Source organism: Streptomyces sp. NPDC050085, assembly GCF_044460595.1.
Taxonomy (GTDB): Bacteria; Actinomycetota; Actinomycetes; order Streptomycetales; family Streptomycetaceae; genus Streptomyces.
The window spans coordinates 628,899-648,009 of record NZ_JBITJZ010000005.1; the positions used below are offsets into that span (position 1 = coordinate 628,899).

At 71.7% G+C, this 19,111-nt stretch carries 17 protein-coding genes and 2 pseudogenes; 14 read left to right on the plus strand and 5 right to left on the minus strand.

Going from position 1 to position 19,111, the window contains the following annotated elements:
• Positions 1-29: 29 nt before the first annotated feature.
• A complete protein-coding gene (gene hrpB, locus ACIBUY_RS22490) occupies positions 30-2,615 on the minus strand; it encodes an ATP-dependent helicase HrpB (RefSeq protein WP_399153496.1) in 2,586 nt (861 codons plus the stop codon).
• A 35-nt stretch (positions 2,616-2,650) separates the two neighbouring features.
• Here hrpB and ACIBUY_RS22495 point away from each other — a divergent pair, with 35 nt between their 5' ends.
• Positions 2,651-3,112, plus strand: a complete 462-nt coding sequence (locus ACIBUY_RS22495; RefSeq protein ID WP_365564109.1) for a hypothetical protein — start codon at positions 2,651-2,653, stop codon at positions 3,110-3,112.
• 16 nt (positions 3,113-3,128) lie between these two features.
• Here ACIBUY_RS22495 and ACIBUY_RS22500 read toward each other — a convergent pair whose 3' ends face one another.
• Positions 3,129-3,977 (minus strand): class I SAM-dependent methyltransferase, encoded by an 849-nt coding sequence (locus tag ACIBUY_RS22500; RefSeq protein WP_399153497.1) that lies wholly within the window; start codon positions 3,975-3,977, stop codon positions 3,129-3,131.
• Positions 3,978-4,349: 372 nt separating this feature from the next.
• Between ACIBUY_RS22500 and rpsA the strand changes: the two genes are divergently transcribed.
• From rpsA to ACIBUY_RS22530, 6 genes are all read left to right on the plus strand, one after another.
• Positions 4,350-5,858 carry a 30S ribosomal protein S1 gene (gene rpsA / locus ACIBUY_RS22505; protein WP_365564104.1) on the plus strand — a complete coding sequence of 503 codons (1,509 nt, stop codon included), beginning with the start codon at positions 4,350-4,352 and terminating at the stop codon, positions 5,856-5,858.
• A gap of 350 nt (positions 5,859-6,208) precedes the next feature.
• Positions 6,209-7,735, plus strand: coding sequence for a flavin monoamine oxidase family protein (locus ACIBUY_RS22510; RefSeq protein WP_399153498.1), 1,527 nt, complete (start codon positions 6,209-6,211; stop codon positions 7,733-7,735).
• 115 nt (positions 7,736-7,850) lie between these two features.
• Complete coding sequence (locus ACIBUY_RS22515; protein WP_399153432.1) at positions 7,851-8,786, plus strand: PAC2 family protein; 936 nt, start codon at positions 7,851-7,853, stop codon at positions 8,784-8,786.
• Between the two features lie 52 nt (positions 8,787-8,838).
• Positions 8,839-9,447: a dephospho-CoA kinase gene (gene coaE, locus ACIBUY_RS22520; protein ID WP_365564596.1), complete on the plus strand. Its 609-nt coding sequence runs from the start codon at positions 8,839-8,841 to the stop codon at positions 9,445-9,447.
• Positions 9,444-9,827, plus strand: a complete 384-nt coding sequence (locus tag ACIBUY_RS22525) for a DUF3592 domain-containing protein (protein WP_365564099.1) — start codon at positions 9,444-9,446, stop codon at positions 9,825-9,827. The genes coaE and ACIBUY_RS22525 overlap by 4 nt, the downstream gene beginning before the upstream one ends.
• Positions 9,828-9,949: 122 nt before the next feature.
• Positions 9,950-10,312, plus strand: coding sequence for a tetratricopeptide repeat protein (locus tag ACIBUY_RS22530; RefSeq protein WP_365564096.1), 363 nt, complete (start codon positions 9,950-9,952; stop codon positions 10,310-10,312).
• A gap of 40 nt (positions 10,313-10,352) precedes the next feature.
• On the opposite strand, the gene ACIBUY_RS22535 is transcribed toward ACIBUY_RS22530, so the two are convergent.
• Positions 10,353-10,622, minus strand: coding sequence for a DUF6343 family protein (locus tag ACIBUY_RS22535; RefSeq protein WP_399153433.1), 270 nt, complete (start codon positions 10,620-10,622; stop codon positions 10,353-10,355).
• A gap of 35 nt (positions 10,623-10,657) precedes the next feature.
• Positions 10,658-11,719, minus strand: a pseudogene (locus ACIBUY_RS22540) (hypothetical protein); the annotation flags it as partial.
• On the opposite strand from ACIBUY_RS22540, the pseudogene ACIBUY_RS22545 reads away from it, so the two are divergent.
• The 4 genes and pseudogenes from ACIBUY_RS22545 to ACIBUY_RS22560 all read left to right on the plus strand — a co-directional run.
• Positions 11,708-12,001, plus strand: a pseudogene (locus ACIBUY_RS22545) (PucR family transcriptional regulator); the annotation flags it as partial. The pseudogenes ACIBUY_RS22540 and ACIBUY_RS22545 sit on opposite strands and share 12 nt — an antisense overlap.
• A complete protein-coding gene (locus tag ACIBUY_RS22550; protein WP_399153434.1) occupies positions 11,998-12,987 on the plus strand; it encodes an acyltransferase domain-containing protein in 990 nt (329 codons plus the stop codon). The pseudogene ACIBUY_RS22545 and the gene ACIBUY_RS22550, both read left to right, overlap by 4 nt.
• Positions 12,988-13,026: 39 nt before the next feature.
• Positions 13,027-13,719 carry a class I SAM-dependent methyltransferase gene (locus ACIBUY_RS22555; protein ID WP_399153435.1) on the plus strand — a complete coding sequence of 231 codons (693 nt, stop codon included), beginning with the start codon at positions 13,027-13,029 and terminating at the stop codon, positions 13,717-13,719.
• Positions 13,720-13,823: 104 nt separating this feature from the next.
• Positions 13,824-14,255 carry a DoxX family protein gene (locus ACIBUY_RS22560; protein ID WP_399153499.1) on the plus strand — a complete coding sequence of 144 codons (432 nt, stop codon included), beginning with the start codon at positions 13,824-13,826 and terminating at the stop codon, positions 14,253-14,255.
• Between the two features lie 101 nt (positions 14,256-14,356).
• Here the strand turns inward: ACIBUY_RS22560 and ACIBUY_RS22565 are convergent, their stop codons facing one another.
• Positions 14,357-14,818 (minus strand): RNA-binding S4 domain-containing protein, encoded by a 462-nt coding sequence (locus ACIBUY_RS22565; protein ID WP_399153436.1) that lies wholly within the window; start codon positions 14,816-14,818, stop codon positions 14,357-14,359.
• A 123-nt stretch (positions 14,819-14,941) separates the two neighbouring features.
• Here ACIBUY_RS22565 and ACIBUY_RS22570 point away from each other — a divergent pair, with 123 nt between their 5' ends.
• Genes ACIBUY_RS22570 through ACIBUY_RS22580 form a run of 3 tightly spaced genes read left to right on the plus strand, consistent with a single transcriptional unit; the run spans position 14,942 to position 19,091 of the window.
• A complete protein-coding gene (locus ACIBUY_RS22570) occupies positions 14,942-16,333 on the plus strand; it encodes a M20/M25/M40 family metallo-hydrolase (protein WP_399153500.1) in 1,392 nt (463 codons plus the stop codon).
• A complete protein-coding gene (locus ACIBUY_RS22575) occupies positions 16,330-17,859 on the plus strand; it encodes a YfcC family protein (protein ID WP_399153437.1) in 1,530 nt (509 codons plus the stop codon). Before ACIBUY_RS22570 ends, ACIBUY_RS22575 begins: the two co-directional genes overlap by 4 nt.
• A complete protein-coding gene (locus ACIBUY_RS22580) occupies positions 17,856-19,091 on the plus strand; it encodes a nitrate/nitrite transporter (protein ID WP_399153438.1) in 1,236 nt (411 codons plus the stop codon). The genes ACIBUY_RS22575 and ACIBUY_RS22580 overlap by 4 nt, the downstream gene beginning before the upstream one ends.
• Positions 19,092-19,111 lie beyond the last annotated feature (20 nt).

A 19,111-nucleotide genomic window follows, 5' to 3' on the forward strand; every position in this document is an offset into this window, starting at 1 on the left:
TGCCTTTGACCGGCGGCCGCCCGGCCCGGTCAGCGGCGCGGGTTGGTCCGCCGCGTCGGCTGCGCGGTCGCCGGGTCCTCGGGCCACGGGTGCCGCGGATAGCGGCCGCGCAGATCGGCCCGCACCGCGCGGTAGCCGTCACGCCAGAACGACACCAGGTCCGCGGTGACGGCGGCGGGCCGGCCCGCCGGGGACAGCAGATGCACGAGCACAGGGACGCCGCTCACCCGCGGCGTCTGACTCAGCCCGAACATCTCCTGCAACTTCACGGCCAGCACCGGCTGTTCGGGATCGGAGTAGTCCACCCGCACCCGCGACCCGCTCGGCACCTCGATCCGCTCCGGCGCCAGCTCGTCGAACCGCTGTGCCGCACCGCTCGCCCACGGCAGCAGCCGCCGCAGCGCCTGCCCCGCGTCGATCCGCCCCAGATCGGCCCGGCGCCGCGCCGCGCCCAACTCCGGCTCCAGCCAGTCGTCCGCCCGGGCCAGCAGCGCCTCGTCGTCCATCTCGGGCCACGGCTCCCCGGCCTGCCGCCGCACGAACGCCATCCGCTGCCGCAGCACCTCCGCGTCCCGGTCCCACCGCAGCAGTCCGAGCCCCTCGCGCCGCAGCCCCTCCAGCAGAGCGTCCCGTACGAGACCGGGCGCGGCCTCCTTCAACGGCCGCACGGCCAGCTCCACGGCCCCGAGCCTGGACACGTGCCGGGCCACCAACTCCCCGTCCGCCCAAGCGACTTCGTCGCCCTCGGCGTGCAGGGAGTCCGCCGCCCACCGCGCCACCTCCTCGTCCACGACCGCCCCGAGCCGCACGCGCGCGTGCCCGGCCCCGACCGGCCGGTCGGCCACCGCCACGGCGACCCAGTCGGCATGCCCCAGCGCGGAACCCTCCGGAACGTCGGCACGGGTCCCGGACACCATCAAGTAGGAGCCGCCCGAGCGGCGGGCGATGCGCTCGGGAAAGGCGAGCGCGGCGACGAGCCCGGCGACGTGATCGTCGGAGCTGTTGTCGGAGCCGTTGCCTGAGCCGCCCTTCCCGTCGCTTTCTGCTGCGGAGAGTTGGGCGGATGGGAGGGTGAACTCCCGCGCCGCAGGCGCGGTTTCCCCGACGAGCCGGGAAAGCCGCCGAACCTCGGCACCCCATCGCCGGGCATAGGCGTCACCCCCACGCCGAGCGACCCGCAACGCCGAGCCCAGGTCGTCCCCGTACTCCCGCGGCGGCTCCTCACTCAGCAGCGCGACAACCTCCGCCGCCCGCTTCGGGGACACCACGGGCGCGGCATCGAGCAACGCCCGCCCCAGCCGAGGATGCAACCCGAGCCGCGCGAGCCGCACCCCGCGCTCGGACACCCGCCCCGAGCCGGAGACGCCGTATTCGACAGCCCCGACCGCCGACAACACCGAACGGGCCGCGGCCATCGCCCCGCCGGGCGGAGCGTCGAGCAGCGCAAGGCGCGCCGCGTCCGGATCGCCCCAGCACGCGGCCTGCAGCGCGAACGCCGTCAGATCCGCCACCTTGATCTCCGGCGACGGGAACCGCGGAAGACGCCCGTCCTCCGCCTCGTCCCAGCAGCGGTACACCGTCCCCGGCGCCTCACGTCCCGCCCGCCCCGCCCGCTGCGCCCCGGCCGCCCGCGAAGCCCGTACGGTCGTCAGCGCGCTCAGCCCCCGCGCGTGATCCACCCGCGGCTCCCGCGCGAGCCCCGCGTCCACCACGACCCGCACGCCCGGCACGGTCAGGGACGACTCCGCGACGGCCGTCGCGAGGACCACCCGGCGCCGCGTCCCCGCCGAGAGCACCGCGTCCTGCACGGCCGCGGGTGCCCGCCCGTGCACCTGCAGGACCTCCACGTCGCCGAGCTGCCCCAACTGCCCGGCGACACGGGCGATTTCACCGACCCCGGGCAGAAAGCACAGCACGTCCCCGTCCCGCTCGCCGAGCGCCCGCCGCACCGTCGCGGCCACGTGCGTCAGCAACGCCGGGTCCACCCGCATCCCGTGCGGCGGCCGCACCGGACGCGCGGGCGGCGCCCACACCACCTCCACCGGGTGCGAGACGCCCTGCGCCTCGACGACCCGCACGCCCCCGAGCAGCCCCGCCCACCCCTCCGCGTCCGTCGTCGCCGACGCCGCGACCAGCTCCAACTCCGGCCGCAGCGCCTCTCGTACGTCGCACAGGAACGCGGCGACGGTGTCCGCGTCCAGGTGCCGCTCGTGCACCTCGTCGAGCACGACCGCGTCGACGCCCGCCAACTCCTGGTCCCGCTGCAGCCGTTGCAGCAGCACCCCCGTCGTCACGACCTCCACGCACGTCCGCGGCCCGACCAGGCGCTCGCCGCGCACCGTGTACCCCACGCGCTCCCCGACCTTCTCGCCCAGCAGCCACGCCATCCGCCGGGCGGCCGCCCGCGCCGCGATCCGCCGCGGTTCGGCGACCACGACCCGGCGCACGGGAGCGTCCGCGTCCACGAGCCCGGCGAGCACCAGCGGCACGAGCGTCGTCTTGCCGGTGCCCGGTGGCGCGACGAGCACCGCCGCCCCGTCGGCGTCGAGCGCATCCCGCAGAGCGGGCAGCGCGGACCGTACGGGCAACTGATCGAGAAGGTCGCTGCGGATCACTCCCTCAGTCTCCAGCACGCCCCTACGCTCGACGCATGCCACTGCCCGACGAAGACGCGACCCTCATCGAACTGATCGGCCGGCTCGGGAACGCCGCGGGCGGCGCAGGAGCAGGCGCCCGCTTCACGGCCAAGCGCCTGAAGAAGGACGTACACGAAATCCGCCTCGAGACGGACCTCGCCGCGCACTCCGCCCTGTCCCACGCACAGCACCTGCTCGCCGCGCACGGCCAGGCCCTGGCCACTGACACGGCCACCGGCACCGCCCCCGGCGGCGGCAGCGCGGTCCGCGGCGTCGTCGGCACCGGAGCGGGCGGCCTCAATCCGGCCGTCGTCACGCTCACCGTCACGCCCGCCGGAACCGTCGGGGGCAGCACGGTCCTCGTCAGGGGCGCGGCGAAGGAAGGCCTCATCAAGCAGCACGGCGGCAGGAAGGCGGCCGAGCTGCTGGTGACCGCGTGGCTGACGGCCGACCCGACGGCCGGACCGGTGGACTAAGGGGACAGGCGGCGGGTCAGTCGCGCTCGCACACGAAGATCGCCGAGCCCGGGATCAGGTTTCCGCGCAGGGGGGACCAGCCGCCCCACTCCTGGGTGTTCCACGCGGGCCACTCCGGCTCCACGAGGTCCACGAGCCGGAATCCGCCGGCCACGACGTCGCGCACCCGGTCGCCGACCGTGCGGTGGTGCTCGACGTACACGGCCCGTCCCTCCTCGTCCTGCTCCACATAAGGAGTGCGGTCGAAGTACGAGGCCGAGACGCTCAGCCCCTCGGGCCCGGGCTCGTCCGGGAACGCCCAGCGGATCGGGTGCGTGACGGAGAAGACGAACCGGCCGCCGGGCCGCAGCACCCGGTGCACCTCGCGCAGCACCTTCACCGGGTCCGCGACAAAGGGGAGCGCACCGTACGCGGAGCAGGCCAGGTCGAAGGAGCCGTCGAGGAAGGGGAGCGCCCCGGCGTCCGCCTCCACCAGCGGCACCTTCCCGCCGTCGATGCGCAGCGCGTGCTGCAGCTGGCGGTGCGAGAGGTCGAGGGCGACCGGCCGCGCACCCTGCGCGGCGAGCCAGCGCGAGCACTGCGCGGCGCCCGCCCCGATCTCCAGGACGTCCTTGCCCGCCAGTTCCTCGGCGGGACCGAGCAGTTCGGCCTCCACCTCGTCCAGGCCCTCGGGGCCCCACACGAACCGGTCGTCGCCGAGGAACGTGCCGTGCTCGACCTGATAGTCGTCCGCGTTCCGGTCCCACCAGCCGCGGTTGGCCCGCGCACTCTCCGTGGTGCCCGCGTCACGCCGCGTCGCCGTCGAGTCGTCGTCCACCGACGCTCCGGGCTCGTACGCTTCGATTGGTCCGGACTCTTGGATGATCGGCTCCCTCGTACTAGTCTGCGGCCTCTTCCGTCCAACCCGTCGCGGAGAGGGCTTCTGGAGCGGGCTCTGCGGCCCTCGTAGCCTCGTGCGACAGGTTTTGTGCCGGGTATGTGGCGTTCCGCCCCGGGTGTGCGACTTCGCGCATTGACCCTGTCCGGCTGCCCCCGTATGCTACAAGTTGCGCTGCGGGCCTGCGCACCTCAGACATAGCAGGCTGTGCTCGCATCTGTTGCATGTCCCCTCGGTTGTCGAGGCGCCTCCCGGTTCACGGGTTGGTGCTTCCTAGGCTGTCCGGCTTCTTCGGTGCGAAACAGGCTCCCGGCGTAGCAGTACCCACCGACTTCAATGTCCGCCGGAGCCCTTTCCCACATGACGAGCAGCACCGAGACCACCGCCACCACCCCGCAGGTTGCGGTCAACGACATCGGTAACGAGGAAGCTTTCCTCGCCGCCATCGACGAGACGATCAAGTACTTCAACGATGGCGACATCGTCGACGGCGTCATCGTCAAGGTTGACCGGGACGAGGTTCTCCTCGACATCGGTTACAAGACCGAAGGTGTCATCCCGAGCCGCGAGCTCTCGATCAAGCACGACGTCGACCCCAATGAGGTCGTCAAGGTCGGCGACGAGATCGAGGCCCTGGTTCTCCAGAAGGAGGACAAGGAAGGCCGCCTGATCCTCTCGAAGAAGCGCGCTCAGTACGAGCGTGCCTGGGGCACCATCGAGAAGATCAAGGAAGAGGACGGCATCGTCACCGGTACCGTCATCGAGGTCGTCAAGGGTGGTCTCATCCTCGACATCGGCCTCCGTGGCTTCCTGCCGGCCTCCCTCGTCGAGATGCGCCGCGTTCGCGACCTCCAGCCGTACGTGGGCAAGGAGCTCGAGGCGAAGATCATCGAGCTGGACAAGAACCGCAACAACGTGGTCCTGTCCCGCCGTGCCTGGCTCGAGCAGACCCAGTCCGAGGTCCGCCAGACGTTCCTCACGACCCTCCAGAAGGGTCAGGTCCGCTCCGGCGTCGTGTCCTCCATCGTCAACTTCGGTGCCTTCGTGGACCTGGGTGGCGTCGACGGCCTGGTGCACGTCTCCGAGCTGTCCTGGAAGCACATCGACCACCCGTCCGAGGTTGTCGAGGTCGGCCAGGAAGTCACCGTCGAGGTCCTCGACGTGGACATGGACCGCGAGCGTGTCTCCCTGTCGCTGAAGGCGACGCAGGAGGACCCGTGGCAGCAGTTCGCCCGTACCCACCAGATCGGCCAGGTCGTCCCGGGTAAGGTCACGAAGCTGGTTCCGTTCGGTGCGTTCGTCCGCGTGGACGAGGGCATCGAGGGTCTGGTCCACATCTCCGAGCTGGCCGAGCGCCACGTGGAGATCCCGGAGCAGGTCGTCCAGGTCAACGACGAGATCTTCGTCAAGGTCATCGACATCGACCTCGAGCGTCGTCGCATCAGCCTCTCGCTGAAGCAGGCCAACGAGGCCTTCGGCGCCGACCCGTCGGCCGTCGAGTTCGACCCGACCCTGTACGGCATGGCCGCGTCCTACGACGACCAGGGCAACTACATCTACCCCGAGGGCTTCGACCCCGAGACCAACGACTGGCTCGAGGGCTTCGAGACCCAGCGCGAGGCCTGGGAGACCCAGTACGCCGAGGCGCAGCAGCGCTTCGAGCAGCACCAGGCTCAGGTCATCAAGTCCCGCGAGGCCGACGCCCAGGCCGAGGCCGAGGGTGCCGTCGCCGGCGCCTCCGGTGCGGCTCCGGCCGGCGTCTCCGGTGGCGGTTCGTACTCCTCGGAGTCGGACGACACCTCGGGCGCGCTCGCTTCGGACGAGGCGCTTGCCGCGCTGCGCGAGAAGCTGGCGGGCGGCCAGAGCTGAATCGCTCTGCGCTAGCACGTAGTTGACAGTGGGCCCGCACCTTTTGGTGCGGGCCCACTGTTGTTTCGCCCTCCCGTCGTGGGGGCTTCCCCTTGTTCGCGGGTGCCGCCCTGTGTGTGGCTGAGCGCGCAGTTCCCCGCGCCCCTGACGGGGCACAGAGAAACATGCTGGATACAACAGTTGCGGTCGTGTCGTAACAGGGCGTTGCCAGGATCTCCGCGTCATGCAAGATCACGCGGGATCGTGAGGGAGCCGGGCACATGGCAGCAGCACAGCAGCAGACGGCAGGCACCGGGACCAGTCGGCGAGGCTTTCTCCGCAATGTCGGGCTCACCGGAGGCGCGGGCGCCATGTTCGCCACCATGGGAGCCCTGGGGCTCGCCCCCACCGCGCAGGCCGCCCAGCGTGAACTCCCGTACCGGGCACCGCAGTCGGGGGACTTCACCCTGACCGGGCGCGGCGCCGCCAAGGTCGTGATCGTGGGCGGCGGCATCGCCGGCCTCGCCACCGCGTACGAGCTGGGCAAGGCGGGCTACGACTGTACGGTCCTCGAAGCGAGAGACCGCACCGGCGGGCGCAACTTCACCGTGCGGGGCGGGGATTCGACCGTCGACCTGTACGGCAACAAGCAGACCGCGCGCTTCAGCGACGGGCAGTACATGAACGCGGGTCCTGCCAGGCTGCCGCAGTGGATGGTGACGCTCGACTACTGTCGCGAACTCGGCGTTCCCATCGAGGTGTTCACGAACACCAACGCCGACGCCTACATCTTCAACGAGTCCGCCGGCATGACGAAGCCGATGCGGTACCGGACCGCCAAGGCCGACGTCTACGGATACGTGTCGGAACTCCTGGCCAAGGCGAGCGACAAGGGCGCCCTCGACATGGAGTTGACCGTCGCCGACCAGGACCGGCTCGTCGAGTTCCTCAAGGACTTCGGCGAACTGGGCGACAAGCTCACGTACGAGGGCGGGGAGCGGCGCGGCTACACCACCGTGCCCGCCGCCACCGGTACACCGGGCGTGCTCCTCGGCGACGTGCCGGCCGCGTCGGAGGTGTTCGCGAGCGGTGTCGGACGCTACTTCTCCTTCGAATTCGGCTTCGACCAGGCCATGTTGATGTTCCAGCCGGTCGGCGGAATGGACCAGATACCCAAGGCGCTGACCCGCGCCATAGGCGCCCACAAGGTGCGCACCGGGGCCGTCGTCAGCAACATCACCGACAAGGGCGACGGGGTGCGCGTCACCTACACACAGGGCGGGCGCACCCGGTCCGTCGAGGCCGACTTCTGCGTCGGCGCGCTGCCGCCCAACATCCTCGCGAAGATCCCGCACAACCTCGGCTCCGGCGTACAGAGCGCCCTGGAGGCCATCACCCCGCAGTCCGCGGGGAAGATCGGCCTGGAGTACCGGTCCCGCTGGTGGGAGCTCGACCACGGGATCTACGGCGGCATCACCGAGACCGACATGGACCTCAGCCACATCTGGCACCCGTCGTACGGCTTCCAGGGCGAGCGCGGCGTCATGATCGGCTACTACAACTACGGCGGCGACGCCGACGCGTACGCGAAGCTCACGCCGAAGGCCCGGGAGGCGCGGGCCGTCGCGCAGGGCGTGAAGATCTACGGCGAGAAGTACCGGACCGAACTTGCCTCGTCGTTCTCGCACCACTGGCGGCAGACCCCGCACCTGGAGGGCGCCTGGCACAACACCCCCGGCGGGCCCGACGACGTGCGCTACAAGCCGCTCAACGAGCCGGGCGGGCGCGTGTACTTCGCGGGGGACTGGCTGAGCTACACCGATGCCTGGCAGCACGGGGCGTTCACCTCCGCGCGGCGGGCCGTGAGCAAGCTGCACGCGCGCGTGATGGCGAGTTAAGGACTCCGGCTCCGCTTGACCGCTGTGTAAGAGGCTGCTGAGAAAGGGCGCGGGCGGGGAATGCCCGCGCCCTTGCCGTGCGTTCCCCGTATGAACACGAGGAGGAGCGGTCACAGTGCTTGATGCGCAGGATTTGTACACATGGGAGCCGAAGGGCCTCGCCGTGGTGGACATGGCGCTCGCCCAGGAGTCCGCCGGCCTTGTCATGCTCTACCACTTCGACGGATACATCGACGCGGGTGAGACCGGCGACCAGATCGTCGACCGGCTCCTCGACTCGCTGCCCCACCAGGTCGTGGCGCGGTTCGACCACGACCGCCTGGTGGACTACCGGGCGCGCCGCCCGCTGCTCACGTTCCAGCGCGACCGCTGGACCGACTACGAGGTGCCCTCGATCGAGGTGCGGCTCGTCCAGGACGCCACCGGGGCGCCGTTCCTGCTGCTGTCAGGACCGGAGCCGGACGTGGAGTGGGAGCGGTTCTCGGAGGCCGTCCAGCAGGTCATGGAGCGCCTCGGCGTCCGGCTCGCGGTGAACTTCCACGGGATCCCGATGGGCGTCCCGCACACCCGGCCCGTCGGCCTGACCCCGCACGGCAACCGCACGGACCTGGTCCCCGGTCACCGCAGCCCCTTCGACGAGGCGCAGGTGCCGGGCAGCGCGGAGGCGCTGGTGGAGTACCGCCTGATGGAGGCCGGATTCGACGTCCTCGGCGTCGCCGCCCACGTCCCGCACTACATCGCGCGGTCCGCGTACCCCGACGCCGCGCTCACCGTCCTGGAGGCGATCACCGCCGCGACCGGCCTGGTCCTGCCGGGCATCGCGCACGGTCTGCGCACGGAAGCACACCGTACGCAGACGGAGATCGACCGTCAGATCCAGGAGGGCGACGAGGAACTGGTCGCGCTCGTCCAGGGCCTCGAGCACCAGTACGACGCCGCGGCCGGGGCCGAGTCCCGGGGGAACATGCTGGCGGAGCCGGTGGAGATCCCGTCGGCGGACGAGATCGGGCAGGAATTCGAAAGGTTCCTCGCCGAGCGCGAAGGCGACTAGTCTGCTGATCGTCCGCACCCGCGGGGTGCCGAGGCGAGTGGGAGGCACGGACTTGTTGTCGGTGGGCTTGACCGGAGGAATCGGCGCGGGCAAGAGCGAGGTGTCGAGACTCCTGGTGGAGCGCGGTGCGCTTCTGATCGACTCCGACAAGATCGCCCGCGAGGTCGTCGAGCCCGGTACGCCCGGGCTCGCGGCCGTCGTCGAGGCGTTCGGCGACGAGGTCCTCGCCCCGGACGGGAGCCTGGACCGGCCGAAGCTGGGGTCGATCGTCTTCGCCGACCCCGACCGGCTGGCCGTGCTCAACAAGATCGTGCACCCGCTGGTGGGCGCCAGGTCCGCCGAGCTCAAGGCCGCCGCCGAGCCCGATTCGGTGGTCGTCCACGACGTGCCGCTGCTCACCGAGAACGGCCTCGCGCCGCTCTACGACCTGGTGATCGTCGTCGACGCGAGTCCCGAGACGCAGCTCGACCGGCTGACCCGGCTGCGCGGCATGAGCGAGCAGGACGCGCGGGCCCGGATGGCCGCGCAGGCCAGTCGCGACAAGCGCCGCGAGATCGCCGACGTGGTGATCGACAACGACGTGCCGCTGGAGCGCCTCACGGAGCAGGTCGACGCCGTCTGGGCCGACCTGGTGCGCCGGGCGCGCGCCGCGTCCGCGTGATCGTCCTGGCCGCCTGCACCGCCGTCGGCGGCCTCGTCGCGCTCCTCGCGGGCGCGTACGGGCTCAGCCGCACCCGCCGCATCCAGGCCGCGGGGAACGTGGTGGAGGCCCTGGTCAAGCAGCCGCAGCCGGGCTCCGAGCGGCCGTTGCTGCAGTTCGAGACGGTGGACGGGCGCGTGATGGAGGTCGTCTCGCCGGTGCCGCCCAGCAAGCGCAGGCCGCTGCCCGCCGGGGGAGTCGTCACGCTCGCGTACGACACCGATGACCCGCGCGAGACCGTGGTGCTCGGCGGGGAACGGCCCGGCATCGACCGCGGGTTCATGATCGCCGGGGCGGTTCTCGTGCTGACCGGGATGGTGCTCGCGGTGGCCCTGGGCTGACCCGGGCCGATCCCGCACCGGGCGCTCCCCGGTGTTCCCGGTGCGGCCCGCGGGCAGGAATAGCCCCTACGGTCCGTGGTGTTGACGGGAGTGACACCGTCGACACCAGAAGGGAGTCCACCGTGCCCGAGGCCACCCCGGAGACGCACGTCATCGACTACCGCGCCGCCGAGCAGCTGCTCGCCGCGCGCGACCCGCGCGGTGCGGTGCAGCTTCTGGACGACGTGATCGCGGCCCACCCGGAGAACACGGCGGCCCGGCTGCTCAGGGCCCGCGCCTTCTTCGCCTCGGCCCAACTGCGCGCTGCCGAGCTGGAGTTCTCGATCGTCCTGGAGCGCGAGCCGGACAACGCGTTCGCGCACTTCGCGCTGGCGCGCACGTACGAGCGCTGGGCGCGGCCGCAGCAGGCCCGCCGCCACTTCCGGCTCGCCGCCGCGCTCGATCCGCAGCCGGAGTATCTGGCGGCGGCGCGGTTCGACGACTGACACCACCGGCGATTGACGACGCCACTTGCCCGTACAGGCCCTAGCGCCTGTACGGCGGTATGTCGCGGCCCGGCTGGTAGTGCGGGCCCTGGCGGATGTGGCGCAGGATCAGGAACAGGTCGACCGTCGTGACCAGCCACAGCACCCCGCAGGCCAGCGCCCACCACGGGCGGTGCGCCAGCAGGAAGGCGACGGTGCCGAACACCGTCCAGACCAGGCCGAACAGGGCCAGGCCGAGCCGCAGCCGCAGGGGGCTGCGGGCGGTGACCGGCTCGTCACCCGTGCGTATCAGGTGGGGCATGGCCGTCATCTCCCCTCCTTTCCATGATGCCTCCGAGCGGGACGTCACGGTGTGGGCAGCGAGCGGCAGGGTGTACCGCCGCACACGTCCGTCACGGCTCCCGTCTCCAGGAACGTCGCCTTCTGCTGCCGGGCCGCCGCCGTACTGCGCGGGTCGGAGTGCGGGTCCTTGCCGTACGCCGGTTCCGTGGGCGGCGTGTTCGTCACGGGCGGGCTCGGGGTGCCGCTGTCCCAGACGACCATCGCCGAGCCCGTGCGGAGGGGCAGCGGTCCGGCCGGGCGGATGCCCCAGTACGGGACCCGGTCGGGGCTGCGGCCGGGGACGAGCGCGGGGGTGACCAGGCGGGCGCCGAGAGTGCGGGCCTCCACGTCGGCGGCCGCGTTCGCGACCTGGTGGTCGCCGTAGGCGATGTGCATCAGGACGCGGTCGCCGTTGCTCGCGAGGGTCCCCGCGTAGCCGTCGGTCTCGCCGCGGTCCCACACCATCTGGTAGAGCGCGAGGACGAGTTGCTGGCGCAGCTTGTCCGGGTACGCCACGTCGAGGACCTGCTGGAACGGGGCGAAGTCGGCGCTGCGGTTGAGCAGCAGGCCGTAGTTCATGCCGGTCACGCCGAGCACCCCGCGGCGGACGTCCTTCGAGGCGGCCACGAGTGCGCCGCCCAGGATGCCGCCCTGGCTGTTGCCGTCGTACGTGAGCCCGTGCGCGGTGTCGATGAGCGGCCGGCCGTCCGCGGTGCGGAACGCCGGGTCGCGCGACAGGCCGTCGGCGTGGATCAGGGCGCGGCCCACGAACATCGCGTTCAGCATGCCCTGTTCGGTGCGCTCGGGGATCGCCGGGAACCGGTTCAGGTCCGCGAGGGCGCCGAGGACGACGGGGATGTCCGCCTGCGCCATGCCGATCCAGTCGGTGGCGCAGAAGGTGAAGTCGTGCTCGTTCGCCATGGCCTTGACGTTGCCCGCGCCGACCTCGTTCGCGCTGCCGAGCAGGCCGTGTCCGTAGAGGGCGGGACGGGACGGCTTCCCGGTGAACGCGGCACGGGGTATCTCGCAGCGGAACGCGGCCGGTTGGAGGTTCCCCGGCAGGCGGCGCGGGGTGCCGTGCTCCTCGACTACCAGCTCAGCCGTCCCAGCGTCGCCCTCGAAGGGCTCGCCCGCCTCCTTCAACCCCTGGACGCCAAACCGGAGTTGCTGCACACCCTGGAGACGTATCTGCGGCACGGCCTGGACCGGCGCGGCTGCGCGACCGCCCTGCACGTCCACCCCAACACCGTCGACTACCGCATGCGACGCATAGCCCGCCTCACCGGCTTCTCCCCGGCCAGGCCCGCGGACCTCCAGCACCTCACGGCGGCTCTCGTCGCGCGGCGGGCCGTTACGTTGGGGGCATGATTCTTGAAGCACTGAAGGGCGACGAGACCTGCGCCGAGTGGCTCGAGGCGCTGGCCGACGCGTCGATACCGCAGCTCCCGGTGGCGATACCCGGCCCGCTCGACCTGCCGGACGTGCTGCTCGATCTGTCCGTACCGCACGAGGACATCGCTCAACTCCTCATGCTGCGCCGTGAGTTCGACACGTCCGACGAGCTGCGCGAGCTGCTCGGCCGGGCCGTCAGCGGACTGCTGTGGCACACCGACGAGCCCGGCGCGGGCACCGGACTGCCGGTCTTCCCGGCGACGACCGGACAACTCGGCCGCTGCTTCGCCGTGTTCGTCCTCGTCGCCGCGCTTCCGTACACCCGCGCCCTGCACCGCGAGCGCGGCATACCCGACGACGTGTCCCGGCGCACGCTCGCCGACCTCGGCCGCAACCTCGCCGTGCACCGCAGGCGGTTCGGCACGACGGGACTGCTCGTGCCGTGGTGGCCGACCCGGCACTTCCGCGGCGAGCTCTACCAGTTGGGGCGGCTGCAGTTCGAGCGGGTACGACTGGGGCGGCGTACGGGGGAGGGGTTCGCGGCGGCCGGAGCGCCGCTCGGCCCCGGCGCCGCCGCCCTCGGCGTGCACATACCGGACTTCCGCGGACCGATGTCGCCCGAGGCGTGCGACGACTCGCTGGCGAAGGCGCGCGCCTTCTTCCCGCGCCACTTCCCCGAGGAGCCGGCCGGGTTCGCCGTGTGCCATTCCTGGCTCCTGGACCGGCAGTTGAGGACGTACCTGCCGGCCGACTCCAACATCGTCCGCTTCCAGGACCGCTTCGCCATCGCGTACGCGGACGAGGAACCGGAGGACGACACCCCCGTCGCGTTCGTCTTCGGCGGCGCCGAGACACCGCGCCACCTCCTGCCGCGCCGCACCCGGGTGCAGCGCGCGGTCCTCGACCACCTCGACGCGGGCGGACACTGGTACACGGGGCACGGCTGGTTCGCGCTGGAGTAGCCGTGGGAACGGGGCGCGGGGGCTGTTCGTTCCCTGTGCATGAGCCTTGAGATGCGTACGGGACACGAGGGGACGGGACCGGGCGCGATCACGCCCGACGGCTGTGCGGTGGAGCTGTACTCGAGACTGCCCGCCGAGGGCGAGGCGGACGTCGTCGCGGGTGCGGTGCCCGCGGGCGCGACCCTGCTCGAGCTGGGCTGCGGGGTGGGCCGGGTGACCCATCAGCTGACCGAGCGCGGATTCACGGTGACGGCCGTGGACGAGTCGCCCCAGATGCTGGAGCGGGTGCGGGGCGCGCGCACCGTGCTCGGCACCATCGAGGGTCTCGACCTCGGCGAGAAGTTCGACGTCGTGATGCTCGCGTCGATCCTGGTGAACACGGCGGACCCGGTCGTCCGGCGGGGCATGCTCGACACGATCCGGCGCCATGTCGCCGACGACGGCTGCGTGTTGATCCAGCGCGAGCGCGACGGCGTGCACGAGAACCTGCCGCGCAAGCACGTCCTGCCGAGCGGCGGGGTCATCACCAAGCTGTCCTCGGTGCCGTTCGGCGAGGACGGGGCGCGCCTGGTGAAGGTGGAGTACACGTTCCCGGACGCCGTGTGGACCCAGACGTACACGATCCGCCCGATGCGGGTCGAGGAGTTCGAACGGGAGCTGGCGGGGGCCGACTTGAAGGTCGACCGGTATCTGTCGCAGGACCGGAGCTGGGTGCGGGTGGTGCCCGTGTGATCCCGCCGGACGGATGGACCAGGGGGCGATGAGTTCTGGCGGTGGCGGCGGTCTTAGTGGGTGACAGTGACCAACTGCTCGCCCTCACCGCACAGGAGACCGTCATGACGAACCTCACCGCCGCCGCCTCTGCCGCCCCCGTCGTCCGCTCCCGCCGCGCGCGGATCACGCTGCGCACGGTCACGATCGTGCTCGCCGCGTTCTTCGGGTTCGCCAGCGCCCTGCCCAAGCTCTTCGCCGTCTCCCAGGCGAAGGACGCGTTCGACACGATCGGCTGGGGCGCGCCGGGCATGTACGCCATCGGTGCGCTCGAACTCGCGGGTGCCATCGGCCTGTTGGTGCCGGTGCTGTCCGGCGTGACGCCGATCGCGCTGAGCGCCCTGATGGTCGGCGCGTGCGTCACCCAGATCGTCGCGTTCGACGGGGAGAACGCGGCGACGCCGCTGATCCTGATCGTCCCGCTGGCCGCCCTGGCGTGGGCCAACCGCGGACGCAACCGGGAGCTCGTGTCCCTGCTGCTGCGGCGCGACGCCTGACGGTGCGCGGACCCTGAACCGCCCTGTTGCCGAGGCCCATGGGAAGTGGGCCCCGGCGACAGGGCTGTCCGCGTTCTTCTGAAAGGTCCTGACCGGGTCGGTCAGTCCTCCGCGTCGGGTGCCCCGGGGCCCTGTCCGAAGATGCCGCGCAGCCGCTCCAGCTCCCGCCGGTCCCGCTTCGTCGGGCGGCCCGTGCCGCGGTCGCGGATGCCGACGGGGGCGACGACCTCGCGCGGCGGTGGCGGCGGCGAGTTGTCGACGTAGGCCTCGACGGCGGCGGGGGCGCCGACCCGCTTGCGCAGCAGCCGCTTCACCACGACCACGCGCTCGAGCTGCCCGGGCCGGCGCAGCCGCACCTCGTCGCCCACGCGCAGGGCGTGCGAGGGCTTCACGCCGGTCCCGTTGACCTTGACGTGTCCGCCCTTGCAGGCCGCGGCGCCCGCCGAGCGCGTCTTGACCAGGCGTACGGACCAGATCCAGCTGTCGACCCGCACGCTCTCGCCGCCGGCCGCGGGGGCCGGTGCCGGTGTCGACGCCGGGGGCCCTGAAGTCTCCGATGCCATGCGTCGACCCTAATGCCGCTGCCCGTACTGTCGGCGAGCCCTGGGCCAGGCGCCTCCACTCAAAGCGGATAATCCGGGCAAACCGCATGAAGTCGACAGTGGGAGGCGCCCGCCATGGCCGCGATGGACCCGGACAACGACCTGTACGCCCAGGTCGACGCACTGATGGAGGGACTCCGCTCCGACCTGGAGCGGCTCGCCGCCATCCCGTCGATCGCCTTCCCCGGCTTCCCCGCGGAACCGCTGCGCCAGGCCCACGACCTGCTGGTCGGCCTGCTGCACGACGCGGGCGTGGAGCACGTCGAGCGCATCGACCTGCCCGACACCGCCCCCGTGATCTTCGGCGAGATCCCGCCGCCGACCCCGGACGCCCCGACCGTGCTGCTCTACTCCCACTACGACGTGCAGCCCCCGGGCGACGAGAGCCTGTGGCAGTCGCCGCCGTTCGAGCCGACGCCCATCGAGGAGGGCGAAGGAGGTCTGCGGGCCCGCGGCATCGCCGACGACAAGTCCAACGTCATCGCCCACCTCGGCATGCTCCGCGCCTTCGGCGGCCGCCCGCCCGTCGGCGTCAAGATCGTCTTCGAGGGGCAGGAGGAGTACGGCAGCCCCTTCGACGGGTACCCGCCGACCGACCCCGAGCGGTTCGCCTGCGACGCCATGGTCATCGCCGACCTCGGAAACCTGCGCCCCGGCACCCCGACCCTGACCACAGGCCTGCGCGGCGCCGCCGAGGTCGTCGTCGAGGTCCGTACGCTCCAGGAGCCGCGCCACAGCGGCGAGTTCGGCGGCGCCGCACCCGACGCGCTGCTCGTCCTGCTCAAGGCCCTGTCGACCCTGCACGACGTGCACGGCGACGTCGCCGTCGCCGGTCTGCGCCGCGACGAGTGGACCGGCACCAGCTACACCGAGGACGAGTTCCGCGACCTGGCAGGCGTCGAGAGCGGCCTCCCCCTCATCGGCAGCGGCACCCTCGGCGAGCGCCTGTGGAGCGGCCCGGCGGTCACGGTCATCGGGCTCGACGCCCCGAGCGTGGAGCACGCCGCGTCGGCCGTGGTCCCGTACGCCCGCGCCAAGTTGAACCTGCGCTTCCATCCGCTCCAGGACCCGAACGAGGCCCAGGACTGCCTGGTCCGGCATCTGCGCGCGCTCAAGCCGTTCGGCGTTCCGCTCACCGTCACGCCCGGCGACACGGGCCCCGGCTACGAGGCGGCGACCGGCGGACCCGCCTACCGCGCCGCCCGTACCGCGCTCAAGGAGGCCTGGGGCACCGACGCCTCGTACGTCGCGACCGGCGGCTCCATCCCCCTGGTCAACGGCCTCGCCCAGGCCGCCCCGCACGCCGAGGTCCTCCTCTTCGGCGCCCAGGACAGCATGTGCAATCTGCACGCCCCCAACGAACGCGTCCTGTTCTCCGAACTGCGCGCCACCGTCGTCGCCATGTGCGCCTTCGTCCGCGAGTACGCCGCCGACTTCCAGGGCGGCGAAGGCGTGAAGGGCGGGGCCGCGTCATGACCACGCAGACCGAGGCTCCCGAGCAACAGCCGCCCGCGAAGAAGAAGTTCACCTTCCCCAGCGCCCTGACCGTGCTCGCCGTCGTCACGATCGCGGTCTGGCTGCTCGCCTTCCTCGTCCCCGCCGGCCAGTACGACAGGAACGGCGACGGCGCCCCGGTCGAGGGCACGTACCACCGCGTCTCCTCCGGCCAGTCCTTCGTCGACCGCCTCAACGACCTCTTCCTCTCCCCGGTCAACGGCCTCTACGGCATCCAGGACCCGAAGACGTCCCTCGTCTCGCCCGACAACTCCGGTGATCTGTACGGCAGTGCGGGCGTCTTCCTCTTCGTGCTCGCGATCGGCGCGTTCATCACCGTCGTCTTCGCGACCGGCGCCCTGGACCGCGGCATCGGCCGCCTCGCCCACCGCCTGCGCGACCGCGGGGCGCTGCTCATCGCGGGCGTCATGGTCGTCTTCTCGGTGCTCGGCACGGTGGAGGGCTTCGCCGAGGAGACCCTCGGCTTCTACGGGCTGATCGTGCCGCTGATGCTCGCGCTCGGCTACGACCGGATGACCGCCGTCGGCGCGATCATCCTCGGCGCGGGCATCGGCGTGCTCTGCTCGACGGTCAACCCGTTCGCCACCGGCGTCGCCTCGTCCGCCGCGGACATCTCCCTCGGCGACGGCATCGCGCTCCGCTTCGTGATGTGGTTCGTGCTGACCGCGGTCACGGTCGCGTACGTCATCCGGTACGCCAAGCGCGTACAGAAGAGCCCGGAGCGCTCCCTCTCCGGGTTCCTGCCCGGCGACAAGGACCGCGACAAGGCGGCGTCGGACGCGGCCGAGGTCCCCGAACTGACCGCTCTGCACAAGGCCGTGCTGATCGGCACGGCCCTCGTCTTCGCGTTCATGATCTTCTCGGTGGTGCCGTGGGCGAGCGCCCTCACCGGCAACGCCGACGCGACGCCGTACGGCTTCGAACTCGACTGGTCCTTCCCGCAGTTGGCGGCGCTCTTCCTCGTCGCGGCCGTGCTCATCGGGCTCGTCGCGCGCATGGGCGAGCAGAAGCTCAGCTCGACGATCATCCAGGGCGCCGCCGACTTCGTCTCCCCGGCGCTCGTCATCCTGCTGGCGCGCGGCGTCACGGTCATCATGAACAACTCGAAGATCACGGACACGGTGCTCCACGCCATCGAGGGCGTCGTCAAGGGCACCTCGTCCGGCATCTTCGCCATCATCGTCTTCGTCGTGAACCTGCCGCTCGCCTTCCTCATCCCGTCCACGTCAGGACACGCCACCCTCGCCATGCCGATCCTCGCGCCGCTCGCCGACTTCGCCGGGGTCTCGCGCGCGGTCGTCGTCACCGCGTGGCAGTCGGCCAGCGGCTGGATGAACCTGTGGGTGCCGACGACCGCCGTCACCATCGGCGGGGTGGCCCTCGCCAAGGTCGGCTACGACAAGTACCTGCGGTTCGTGTGGCCGCTCCTCGCCCTGCTGTTCCTGCTGATCTGCGCCTTCGTGGCGCTGGGGGCGGCATTCACGTGACCACGCCCACGCCGCCCACGCCATCTTCGTCGTCCTCGTCGTCCTCGCCGTCCGAGGACCGACCCCCCGTCGCGGCCTACCGGAACCTGGTCGTGGCCACCGTCGGCTTCGGGCTCACCTTCTGGGCCTGGAACCTCATCGCCCCGCTCGCCGGCCCCTTCGGCGACGACCTGAAGCTCAGCTCGTTCGGCCAGTCCTTCCTGGTGGCGGTGCCGGTGATCGTCGGCTCGCTCGGCCGCATCCCGATCGGCGCACTCACCGACCGCTACGGCGCGCGGCTGATGTTCCCGCTGGTCGCGGCCCTCACGATCGTGCCGGTGCTGCTGGTCATCCCGGCCCGGCACAATTTCGTCGCGCTGATCTGCGTCGCGTTCCTGCTGGGCCTCGGCGGCACCACGTTCACCATCGGCGTGCCCCTGGTGAACTCCTGGTTCCCGCCCGCCCACCGCGGCCTCGCGATCGGCGTGTTCGGCATGGGCATGGGCGGCGTGGCCCTGTCCGGCTACTTCACCCCGCGCATGGCCAAGCACGGAGAGAACCTCCCGTTCCTCGTCGTCGCCGTCGCGCTCGCCGTGTACGCGGTGCTCGCCGCCGTCCTCATCACCGACCACCCCGGCCGGCCCGTGCCGAGGACCTCACTGGCCACCCGGCTGCGCCAGGCCGGACAGCTGCGCGTGACCTGGGAACTGTCGATGTTGTACGCGATCGGCTTCGGCGGCATCGTCGCGTTCGGCGTCTACCTGCCCACCTATCTCAAGACGTGGTACGAGCTCAGCCCCACGGACGCGGGCACCAAGGCGGCCGGGTTCGCGCTGGTCGCGGTGGTCTTCCGGCCCATCGGCGGCTGGCTCGGCGACCACGTCCACCCGGCGGTCGTCACCGCGTGGGCGCTCGCCGTCGTCGCCGTGTGCGCGATCGTCCAGGCCTTCGACCCGCCGATGTACCCGGCGGGCACGATCTGCTTCCTGGTGATGGCGGCGGGCCTGGGCGCCTCGGGCGGCGCCGTCTTCACGCTGGTCTCCCAGGTCACCCCGCAGCCGCAGGTCGGCTCGGTGACGGGCATCGTCGGAGCGGTCGGCGGCCTGGGCGGCTTCGTCCCGCCGCTGGTCATGGGAGCGATCTACAGCAGCCAGGGCTCGTACTCGATCGGCTTCATGCTGCTGTCGGACCTGGCGCTTGCGGGGTGCGTGTACGCGTACGGTCGGATGAGGGCGGCGAAGGCGCCGTCGTAGGTCGGAAGGCGCCGTCGTAG

Excerpts from the sequence above, each read along its gene's own strand:
- ACIBUY_RS22570 (WP_399153500.1), top strand. The coding sequence starts at position 14,942 with ATGGACCCGGACAACGACCTGTACGCCCAGGTCGACGCACTGATGGAG.
- ACIBUY_RS22510 (WP_399153498.1), top strand. The coding sequence starts at position 6,209 with ATGTTCGCCACCATGGGAGCCCTGGGGCTCGCCCCCACCGCGCAGGCC.
- ACIBUY_RS22550 (WP_399153434.1), top strand. The coding sequence starts at position 11,998 with ATGATTCTTGAAGCACTGAAGGGCGACGAGACCTGCGCCGAGTGGCTC.
- ACIBUY_RS22560 (WP_399153499.1), top strand. The coding sequence starts at position 13,824 with ATGACGAACCTCACCGCCGCCGCCTCTGCCGCCCCCGTCGTCCGCTCC.
- ACIBUY_RS22555 (WP_399153435.1), top strand. The coding sequence starts at position 13,027 with ATGAGCCTTGAGATGCGTACGGGACACGAGGGGACGGGACCGGGCGCG.
- rpsA (WP_365564104.1), top strand. The coding sequence starts at position 4,350 with ATGACGAGCAGCACCGAGACCACCGCCACCACCCCGCAGGTTGCGGTC.
- ACIBUY_RS22565 (WP_399153436.1), bottom strand. The coding sequence starts at position 14,818 with ATGGCATCGGAGACTTCAGGGCCCCCGGCGTCGACACCGGCACCGGCC.
- ACIBUY_RS22535 (WP_399153433.1), bottom strand. The coding sequence starts at position 10,622 with ATGACGGCCATGCCCCACCTGATACGCACGGGTGACGAGCCGGTCACC.
- ACIBUY_RS22495 (WP_365564109.1), top strand. The coding sequence starts at position 2,651 with ATGCCACTGCCCGACGAAGACGCGACCCTCATCGAACTGATCGGCCGG.
- ACIBUY_RS22575 (WP_399153437.1), top strand. The coding sequence starts at position 16,330 with ATGACCACGCAGACCGAGGCTCCCGAGCAACAGCCGCCCGCGAAGAAG.